This window comes from Asanoa sp. NPDC050611, from assembly GCF_040654855.1.
Taxonomy (GTDB): domain Bacteria; phylum Actinomycetota; class Actinomycetes; order Mycobacteriales; family Micromonosporaceae; genus Asanoa.
On sequence record NZ_JBFAIU010000019.1, the window covers coordinates 38,955 to 46,247 of the forward strand.

Annotated in this window: 7 protein-coding genes and 1 pseudogene; 5 read left to right on the forward strand and 3 right to left on the reverse strand. The window is 73.0% G+C overall.

Features of this window, described 5'->3' with window-relative positions:
* Nucleotides 1-51 precede the first annotated feature (51 nt).
* Complete coding sequence (locus tag AB0H87_RS05470; protein WP_360140065.1) at nucleotides 52-1,986, forward strand: TIGR03960 family B12-binding radical SAM protein; 1,935 nt, start codon at nucleotides 52-54, stop codon at nucleotides 1,984-1,986.
* A complete protein-coding gene (locus tag AB0H87_RS05475; RefSeq protein WP_360140068.1) occupies nucleotides 1,979-2,410 on the forward strand; it encodes a GNAT family N-acetyltransferase in 432 nt (143 codons plus the stop codon). The genes AB0H87_RS05470 and AB0H87_RS05475 overlap by 8 nt, the downstream gene beginning before the upstream one ends.
* Here the strand turns inward: AB0H87_RS05475 and AB0H87_RS05480 are convergent.
* Both AB0H87_RS05480 and AB0H87_RS05485 read right to left on the reverse strand, forming a co-directional pair.
* Nucleotides 2,386-3,147: an ABC transporter permease gene (locus tag AB0H87_RS05480; RefSeq protein WP_360140071.1), complete on the reverse strand. Its 762-nt coding sequence runs from the start codon at nucleotides 3,145-3,147 to the stop codon at nucleotides 2,386-2,388. The two genes, AB0H87_RS05475 and AB0H87_RS05480, sit on opposite strands and share 25 nt — an antisense overlap.
* Nucleotides 3,144-4,082 (reverse strand): ATP-binding cassette domain-containing protein, encoded by a 939-nt coding sequence (locus AB0H87_RS05485; RefSeq protein WP_360140080.1) that lies wholly within the window; start codon nucleotides 4,080-4,082, stop codon nucleotides 3,144-3,146. Before AB0H87_RS05485 ends, AB0H87_RS05480 begins: the two co-directional genes overlap by 4 nt.
* Nucleotides 4,083-4,149: 67 nt before the next feature.
* Between AB0H87_RS05485 and AB0H87_RS05490 the strand changes: the two genes are divergently transcribed.
* Entirely contained in the window at nucleotides 4,150-4,722 is a 573-nt protein-coding gene (locus AB0H87_RS05490; RefSeq protein WP_360140074.1) for a TetR family transcriptional regulator C-terminal domain-containing protein, read from the forward strand.
* On the opposite strand, the gene AB0H87_RS05495 is transcribed toward AB0H87_RS05490, so the two are convergent.
* Complete coding sequence (locus AB0H87_RS05495) at nucleotides 4,697-5,536, reverse strand: methyltransferase domain-containing protein (protein WP_360140077.1); 840 nt, start codon at nucleotides 5,534-5,536, stop codon at nucleotides 4,697-4,699. The two genes, AB0H87_RS05490 and AB0H87_RS05495, sit on opposite strands and share 26 nt — an antisense overlap.
* A gap of 119 nt (nucleotides 5,537-5,655) precedes the next feature.
* Between AB0H87_RS05495 and AB0H87_RS05500 the strand changes: the two genes are divergently transcribed.
* A complete protein-coding gene (locus tag AB0H87_RS05500; protein ID WP_360140083.1) occupies nucleotides 5,656-6,432 on the forward strand; it encodes a TIGR03936 family radical SAM-associated protein in 777 nt (258 codons plus the stop codon).
* 144 nt (nucleotides 6,433-6,576) lie between these two features.
* Nucleotides 6,577-7,293 (forward strand): annotated as a pseudogene (locus tag AB0H87_RS05505) (hypothetical protein); the annotation flags it as partial.

Sequence of the window (7,293 nt, forward strand, 5' to 3'; positions counted from 1 at the left end):
CGTCCCAGGCGCGCCGCGTACCCTGGTGGATTGGGAAAGAAGGAGGGGTCGATGACCGTCGCAACCGTGTGGCCGCGGCTCGAGGAGCTGTTGCCGCGGGTCAGCAAGCCGATCCAGTACGTCGGCGGCGAGCTGGGCGGGGTGCGCAAGGAGTGGGACACCACGACCGTGCGCTGGGCCCTGATGTACCCGGACGCCTACGAGGTGGGCCTGCCCAACCAGGGCGTGCAGATCCTCTACGAGGTGCTCAACGAGCAACCTGACGTGCTGGCCGAGCGCACGTACGCCGTCTGGCCGGACCTCGAGGCGCTGATGCGCGAGCACGGCGTCCCGCAGTTCACCGTCGACGCGCACCGCCCCGTCCGGGCCTTCGACCTGCTCGGCCTCTCGTTCGCCACCGAGCTCGGCTACACGAACATGCTGACCGCGCTCGACCTGGCCGGCATTCCGCTGCTGGCCCGGGACCGCACCGACGAGGACCCGATCGTGCTCGCCGGCGGCCACGCCGCGTTCAACCCCGAGCCGATCGCCGACTTCCTCGACGCGGCCGTGCTCGGCGACGGCGAGGAGGCGGTCCTCGAGGTCACCGCGCTGGTCCGGGCGTGGAAGGCCGAGGGCTCGCCGGGCGGCCGGGACGAGCTGCTGCTGCGCCTGGCCAAGACCGAGAGCGTCTACGTGCCGCGCTTCTACGACGTCGACTACCTGCCCGACGGGCGGATCCAGCGGGTCGTGCCGAACCGGGCCGGCGTCCCGTTCCGCGTGCACAAGCGCACGACGATGGACCTCGACGAGTGGCCGTACCCGAAGAAGCCCCTCGTGCCGCTGGCCGAGACCGTGCACGAGCGGTACGCCGTCGAGATCTTCCGGGGCTGCACGCGCGGCTGCCGGTTCTGCCAGGCGGGCATGATCACGCGGCCGGTGCGCGAGCGGTCGATCACCACGGTCGGGCAGATGGTCAAAGAGGGGCTGGAGTTCTCCGGCTTCTCCGAGGTCGGGCTGCTCTCGCTGTCCAGCGCCGACCACTCCGAGATCGGCGACATCTGCTCAGGGCTGGCCGACCAGTACGAGGGCACCAACGTCTCGCTCTCGCTGCCGTCCACCCGGGTCGACGCGTTCAACATCGACCTGGCGCAGGAGCTGTCCCGCAACGGGCGGCGGACCGGCCTGACGTTCGCCCCTGAGGGCGGCTCCGAGCGGATCCGCCGGGTGATCAACAAGATGGTGTCGGAGGAGGACCTGATCCGCACCGTCGTCACCGCCTACACCAACGGCTGGCGCCAGGTGAAGCTCTACTTCATGTGCGGCCTGCCGACGGAGACCGACGAGGACGTGCTGCAGATCGCCCGCCTCGCGCACGAGGTGATCAAGGCCGGTCGCGCCGCGACGGGCTCCAAGGACATCCGCTGCACGGTGTCGATCGGCGGGTTCGTGCCCAAGCCGCACACGCCGTTCCAGTGGGCCTCGATGCAGTCGCCCGAGGTGATCGACAACCGGCTCAAGCTGCTCAAGCAGGCGATCAACAGCGACCGCTCGCTGGGCCGGGCGATCGGCTACCGCTACCACGACGGCCAGCCGTCGCTGATCGAGGGCCTGCTGTCCCGCGGTGACCGCCGGGTCGGCGCCGTGATCCGCCGCGTGTGGGAGCAGGGCGGGCGCTTCGACGGCTGGAGCGAGCACTTCTCCTACCAGCGCTGGGTCGACGCGGCCGCCGACGTGCTGCCGGGCTTCGGTGTCGACCTCGACTGGTTCACCACCCGCGAGCGCGACGAGCTCGAGGTGCTGCCCTGGGACCACCTGGACTCCGGGCTCGACAAGGACTGGCTCTGGCAGGACTGGCAGGACTCGACCAACGAGTACGAGCAGGACGACTGCCGCTGGACGCCGTGCTTCGACTGCGGGGTCTGCCCGTCCATGGACACCGAGATCCAGATCGGCCCCACGGGCCGGAAGCTGCTGCCGCTGACTCCGGTCGGCGGGAATGGCTGAGCTGCGGTTCACCCGTCCCGCTGACGACGCGGAGCTCGACCTCTGGCGGTCGATCCACAACGAGATCATCCCGGCCGGCCCGCTGAGCCTCGACGAGGTGCGTGAGCGGGCCGGCCGGAACCGGTTGGAACTCGCCTATGCCGGCGACGTCGCGGTCGGCAACTCGACCGTGCGGCCGCCGGACTCCGACGGCGTGGCGGTGGTCATCGCGCGGGTCCTCGCGGCGCGCCGCGGCCGCGGCTTCGGCGCGCTGATCCATGACCGGGCGCTGGCCGCGGCGCGTGCCCTCGATCCGGTCGCGATCGAGACCATCGTGCTCGCGGCCAACGTGGACGGGGTGCGCTTCGCCGTGCGGCACGGGTACGTCGAGACCGAGCGCTACGAGGTCGACGGCGCCGGCTACGTGACGCTGCGCCTGCGGTAGGCGGCCAGCGCGAGCGGCGCGAACACCGCGACGAACCCGGCCATCCAGAGCAGGGTGATCAGCACCGGGCGGGCCACCGGGCCGCCGAGCATCAGCCCCCGCAGCGCGTCCATCAGGTGCCGCACCGGGTTGACCTCGACGAACGCGGCCAGCCAGCCAGGCATCGTGTCGGTCGGCACGAAGATGTTGCTGGCGAACGAGAGCGGAAAGATGATCACCGCGCCGAGGCCCTGCACCGCCTGGGCGTTGGGCAGCGCGAGGCCGAGCAGCACCCAGACCCAGGACAGCGCGAGTGCGAAACCGAGTGCGAGAGCGCAGGCGGCGAGCACCGGCAGGGGACCGGTGCTGAACCGGAAGCCGAGCGCGACACCGAAGCCGAGCAGCGCGACGATCGCCACGACCTGCCGGACCACATCGCCGCCGATCGCGCCGACGAGGGGTGCGATGCGCAGCGTCGGCAGGCTCCGGATCCGGTCGAAGACCCCGCTCGAGACGTCCTGGTTGAGCGCGACGCCGACGCCCATCGTGGCCAGCAGCGTCATCAGGCCGAGCATGCCGGGCAGCACGAACTGCAGATAGTCGCGGGTGCTGCCGGAGATCGCGCCGCCGAACACGTAGACGAACAGCACGAGGAAGATGGCCGGTCCGAAGACCACGTCGGCCAGCGACGCCGGGTGCCGGCGGAGCTTGACGATGCCGCGCCAGGTCAGCGTCAGGCACTGGGTGAGTCCGTTCATGTCGCCATCGCCTTCGTCGTCAGTGCGCGGAACACGTCGTCGAGGCTCGGCAGGTGCAGCGCGAGCTCGGCCACCTCGATGTCCGCGTCGTCGAGCCCGCGCACCACGGCCGGCATCATCGCGCCGTCGGCCACGGGCACGCTCAGCCGCTCGCCGACGCGGGCCGGCACCGCGCCGACCACGGTCGCGACCAGCGCGGCCGCGTCGTCGACCCGGGCCGGGTCGGCCAGCCGCAGGTCGAGGGTCTGGGTGCCGAGCCGGCGCTTGAGCGCGGTCGGCGTGCCGCGGGCGGCCACCCGGCCGTGGTCGACCACCGCGATCTCGTCGGCGAGCGCGTCGGCCTCCTCCAGGTACTGCGTGGTGAGCAGCACGGTCGTGCCGTCGGCGACCAGCGCGCGGATGCGGTCCCAGAGCGCGCCGCGGGCGACCGGGTCGAGGCCGGTGGTCGGCTCGTCGAGGAACACCACGCGCGGGTGGTTGACCAGGCTCGCGGCGAGGTCGACGCGGCGCCGCATGCCGCCGGAGTACGTCCTGACCGGCCGGTCCGCGGCGTCGGCCAGGCCGAACTCGGCGAGCAGCGCGGCCGCGCGGGCCGCGGTGTCACGCCGGGACAGGCCGAGCAGGCGACCGACCAGGTGCAGGTTGTGCCGGCCGGTGAGGTCCTCGTCGACCGAGGCGTGCTGGCCGGCGAGGCCGATCAGCTCGCGCACGCGGTGGCCGTCGCGGGTCACGTCGTGGCCGAGCACCGCCGCGGTGCCGGCGTCGGGGCGGGTCAGGGTGGCCAGGACGCGCACGGCGGTGGTCTTGCCGGCGCCGTTGGGGCCGAGCAGCCCGAGCACCGTGCCGGCCCGCACGTCGAGGTCGATCCCGTCGAGCGCGGTCACCTCGCCGTAGCGCTTGACCAGGCCCTTCGCTTCTATCGCCAACTTTTGCATCACGACTGTAATGTAAAACGCGGACACGCTCCGCGTCAATACGACCGCAATGTGAAAGCATGGCCGCATGCCGAAGCGGGTCGACCCCACCGAGCGGCGCACGCTGATCGCCGACGCGTTGATGCGGGTCGCCGCGGAGCGTGGGCTGGAGGCCGTGAGCCTGCGCCACGTCGCCGCCGAGGCGGGCGCGACCACGGGGCTGGTGCAGCACTACTTCGGCACCAAGGACGAGATGATGCTGTTCGCCCTGGAGGTGGTCAGCGGGCACACGGAGGCGCGGATCGGCGCGGCGGTGACCGCGCTGGGCCCGTCGCCGGCGCCGCGCGACCTCGTGCGGGCGATGGTCACCCAGATGCTGCCGCTGGACGACGCGCGGCGGGCCGACGGGAAGGTGGCGCTGGCCTTCTTCGCCTACGCGGCGACCCGGCCCGAAGTGGCCGAGGTGCAGCGGCGGGGCTCGCTCGGGCTGCGCGACTTCTTCGCGACGCTGATGCCCTACGCCGCCGCGACCACGCTGCTGGCGCTCGTCGAGGGGCTGGGCCTCTACCTGCTCAGCGGCACCTACACGGTGGAGGACGGCCTGCGGGTGCTCGACGAATACCTCGACTCGGTGTTCAGCCCGGCCGCCGGGCGACCGTGAGCCGCATGGGCGTCTCGCTGCGGTAGCCGCCGCCCGGCCGGCGGAGGTGCCGGTCGAGCACCGCGGCGATCGCCGCGCGGGCGGCCCGCTGGTGTCGCGCCGGCACCCGCTCCAGCAGGCGGCGGGAGCCGAGGGAGAGCCACCACGTCCAGTACGCGTCGGCGGACGCGAACTCCGAGCACACGATCAGCTCGGCCGTCGTGAGGCCGGTCAGGTCGGCGCCGTCGAACAGGCCGGACACCCACGCCGGCTGGGCGGCGCCGACCTCCTTGGACTCGAGGCCCTGTTGCGGGTCAGGGGTCTGGAACGGCGCCAGCGCGGCGGAGCGGTCGGCGTAGAAGGCCTGGCCGGCCGGGGTCGACTCGGCGAACGTGCTCACCGCGAGCCGGCCGCCGGGGCGCAGCAGGTGCGCCCAGCGGGCCACGGCGGCGGCCGGGTCGCCCATCAGGAAGACCATGAAGCCGCCGGTGACCACGTCGAACGAGGCTGGTGGGAAGTCCGGGAACTCGGCGTCGCCGCTGGTCACGCGTACCCAGGGCAGGTCCTTCGCCGCCTCAGCCGTGAGCTGCCGCATGGTCGGCGCGAAGTCGACGCCGACCACGGTGCCGGTCGGGCCGACCGCGGTGGCGGCGGGGAAGAGGACGTTGCCCCGACCACAGCCGAGGTCGAGCACACGCTCGCCGGTCCTGATCCCGGCGTGGGCGACGAGCGCGCGCCCGGGCGGGCCGAAGAACTCGACCCCCGTCTGCTCGTAGGTGGGCGCCGCCCGATCGAAAACACCCGCGATGCGTGCCTTGGGGTCGACGTCCGTCATGCCGTCAAGCTAGTTGGTGGGAGGATGGTTGCGAACGGTCCGAACTTGCGAGGAGCACAGCGATCAGCAGGAAGCCACAGCCGGAGGGTGGGCAGGCGCCCGTCGTCCAGCGCATCCGGATCCGGTACGCCAAGCGGGGGCCGCTGCGGTTCACCTCACACCGTGACTTCGCCCGCGCCTTCGAGCGCGCGGTGAAGCGGGCCGGGGTGCCCATCGCGTTCTCACAGGGCTTCACCCCGCACCCCAAGATTTCGTACGCGAGCGCGGCGCCGACCGGCACGGCGAGCGAAGCGGAATACCTGGAGATCGGCCTGCAGCGCGAGGTCGACCCGGCGTGGGTGCGCGGCGCGCTGGACGCGGCGCTCTCGCCGGGCCTCGACGTGCTGGATGCCGTGGCGGCGTCGGCGTCGAGCCTGGCCGACCGGATCGACGCGTCACGGTGGCAGATCGAGCTGCCGGGGCTGGCTTTGGCCGATGTGTCGGAGGCTGTCGCGAAATTTCGGGACTCGTCCGAAGTCCTGGTGGAGCGGCAGACCAAGCAGGGCCGACGCACGTTCGACACGCGGGACGCGGTGGCGTCCATCGAGGTGATCAATTCCGGTCCGGCGGCTTCCGCCCCGCAGGGGCCCGGGTCCTCCATGCCGACTGTCAGTCCAGGTATCGGTCGCAGCACAGCCTCCGCGGGGCCGTGTGCGATACTCGACGTAGTCGTGCGGCAGGTCACCCCGTCCGTACGACCCGATGACGTCCTTGCCGGCCTCCGTGTGGTGGCCGACCTGGAGCCGCCGGTCCCGCCACGGGCGACCCGGCTGGCGCAGGGCAGGCTGACCGCGCAGGGGGCGATCGCGGATCCGTTGGAGGCGGACCGCGACGGGGCTGTCGTCGGTGAACGCTGACCGCGGCGACGTGATCGGCGTTTAGCCCGCCAGACTTCGGTCTGCCCGCCGCCTCGCGCGGCGGGCTCGGCCGGAAACACTTTGCGGCGACCCTGCGTGGCAGCGCTCACCCGCGCCCGGGGTTGTCAGAACTGGAGAACGTCCATGCTCGAGAACGAGCCAACGGGCGGCGAGGTCGAGGGCAACGAGCCCGCCGCCGACACCGAGCCGTCAGCAGCCCCTGTCAAGCGCACCAGGGCACGCAAGTCGACCGCGGCCGCCGCCGCTCCCGCCGACTCCGGAGCTTCGGGAGATGAGGCGCCGCCCACGCGTCGCCGGCGCAAGGCGACAACCGCCGCCAAAACCGACACCGAGGGCGAGTCCCCGGCAGAGGGTACGAACGCCGCGCCGGTGAAGCGGACCCGGCGGCGCAAGGCCGCGACCGAGGACGCCGCCCCAGCGGCCCGCGCCGTCGACGCCGTGGTCGCGGCCGAGTCCGACGACCCCGCCGCCGACCCGGCCGCCGGCCTGGGTGACGTCGAGCCCGCACCCGGCCGTGGTCGGTCCGCCCGCCAGGCGATCGCCGAGGAGTCCGCCGACCCCGCCGCCGAGCCCGTCGCCGGCATCGGTGACGTCGAGCCCGGCGCCGCCGTCGCCGGGCCCCCTGACGCCGACGCGGAGCTGGCCGAGAGCGCGGCGACCGAGACGGACGAGGACGCCGAGGAGGCCGAGGAGGCCACCACCGAGCCGCTCGACGTCGCCGAGGAGCCCGCGCCGAGCCGGCGCACCCGGCGGGCCGCCGCCGCGCCCCTGCTGTTCATGGCGCCGCAGCCCGACGAGGAGCCCGCACCGGCCCGCCGCACGCGGCGGACCCGCGGCGCC

Coding starts and splice junctions, on each gene's coding strand:
- AB0H87_RS05470 (WP_360140065.1), top strand. CDS start 52: ATGACCGTCGCAACCGTGTGGCCGCGGCTCGAGGAGCTGTTGCCGCGG.
- AB0H87_RS05475 (WP_360140068.1), top strand. CDS start 1,979: ATGGCTGAGCTGCGGTTCACCCGTCCCGCTGACGACGCGGAGCTCGAC.
- AB0H87_RS05480 (WP_360140071.1), bottom strand. CDS start 3,147: ATGAACGGACTCACCCAGTGCCTGACGCTGACCTGGCGCGGCATCGTC.
- AB0H87_RS05485 (WP_360140080.1), bottom strand. CDS start 4,082: ATGCAAAAGTTGGCGATAGAAGCGAAGGGCCTGGTCAAGCGCTACGGC.
- AB0H87_RS05490 (WP_360140074.1), top strand. CDS start 4,150: ATGCCGAAGCGGGTCGACCCCACCGAGCGGCGCACGCTGATCGCCGAC.
- AB0H87_RS05495 (WP_360140077.1), bottom strand. CDS start 5,536: ATGACGGACGTCGACCCCAAGGCACGCATCGCGGGTGTTTTCGATCGG.